General features: G+C 45.0%; 2 protein-coding genes. Both read right to left on the reverse strand.

All coding sequences use genetic code 11. From position 1 onward, the window contains the following. A partial coding sequence (locus A3738_RS32350; RefSeq protein ID WP_255376176.1) for a thioesterase family protein occupies positions 1 to 141 on the reverse strand: 141 nt, incomplete at its 3' end. Positions 142 to 161: 20 nt separating this feature from the next. Beyond that, the gene (locus A3738_RS16780) at positions 162 to 1,325 is read right to left on the reverse strand and encodes an iron-containing alcohol dehydrogenase (protein WP_068480624.1); all 1,164 of its coding nucleotides are present in this window, start codon (positions 1,323 to 1,325) and stop codon (positions 162 to 164) included. Positions 1,326 to 1,589: the final 264 nt, after the last annotated feature.

A 1,589-nucleotide genomic window follows, 5' to 3' on the forward strand; every position in this document is an offset into this window, starting at 1 on the left:
ATATGCATTTGCGGCACTATCGAAATAGCTGTAGTACACCACGTTATTCACGTGGCCATAAAGATCATTGTCGCGCCAGCGCGTAGTGATCGGGTGAAAGGATTTATAGTTCTGCCTAACTTCTGTTTCTTTATTTGCCACTGGTATGACGTCCTTAATAATTAAAATGCTGCGTGATAGATGGTTAAAGCATCTTCATAGCTTACGTCTCGCGGATTATTGACGAGTAATCGGGTTTGTAGCATCGCGTCTTTGGCTAACGTAGGTAAGAAAGATTCTTCAATATTCATCTCGCGCAATGTCGATGGTAGTCCCAGATCTTTAATTAAGTTCTCAATTTGATCAATCCATTGCTCGCAAATATCTTGGTTCGTCCCCGTAAAACTTTGATCAGGAAACATGACCGGAGCGAGTTGCGCGTATTGCTCTGCTGCTGAGTCGACGTTGAAGCGCAGCACGTACGGCAACACTAAGGAATTACTTAATCCGTGTGGAATATGAAAATGTCCACCCAATGGGTATGCGAGTGCATGTACCGCTGCGACGGGCGAGTTAGCAAATGCTTGTCCTGCATAGAGCGCCCCAAGTAACATTTTTTCGCGCGCTTCTAGTACATGGCCATGATGCGTTGCAGTAAAAATATTAGCAGTCAGCAGGCTAAGTGCTTCGCGGGCTAGCATATCTGAGATAGGGTTCTTTTTATGAACGCTGGTGTACGCTTCGATTGCATGTACCATGGCATCGACCCCCGTTGCGGCAGTCACGTGAGGGGGTAAACCGATTGTTAGATTGGCATCAAGCAAGGCTAGGTCGGGTAAGAAAATAGGCGATACCGCGCCCATTTTCGTTGTATCGCCTGTTGTAACGATGGCAACCGGCGTGACTTCAGAGCCCGTGCCTGCAGTTGTAGGAATTTGGATTAGTGGAAGTCGTATTCCTTTGGCATTTCCAACGCCGTAAATATCGTCAAGGCTTTGTGTACATTGAGGATGTGCTAATAATGCGATGAGCTTTGCAACGTCCATGGAGCTCCCGCCCCCAAAGCCAATAATGACATCAACGGATAGTTTTTTAGCCTGTTCTATGGCTCTTAGTACGACTTCTTCTGCGGGGTCTGGTTCTACTTCGCTGAAAAGGGTGTAAGAGATCTTGTTTTGTTCAAAACTCGCTATAGCTTTATCGAGCAAACCAAGTCGTTTGATGTCGAAATCTGTAACGATCATTACATGGTTATAGCCATGCTCGACACAGAGTTCACCTAGGTTGTCTGTTAGGCCGTTACCACACCTAATGTGCTGGCTAGTGGAAAAAGTAAAGCTGTTCAAATTGGCTCTCCGGTCGTTTGCTATGTTTGTTTTGCGGGAAGCTCGTCGTCTATTGATTGTCTTGGTGCGTATCCTCCATATCCTACAACAAGTCGTTCGTTATAAAGTATTGATCTGAAAAAATAATAGGAGCAACGCGCATGTATAAAACAATCAGTTATGTCATAGATGCTGACGGCATTTTAACGATTACTCTAAATCGTCCAGAGCAAATGAATTCATTTACCGTTGAGATGAGTGGTGAGCTTCGCGAAGCATTTATTC

The organism is Oleiphilus sp. HI0066 (assembly GCF_001635725.1).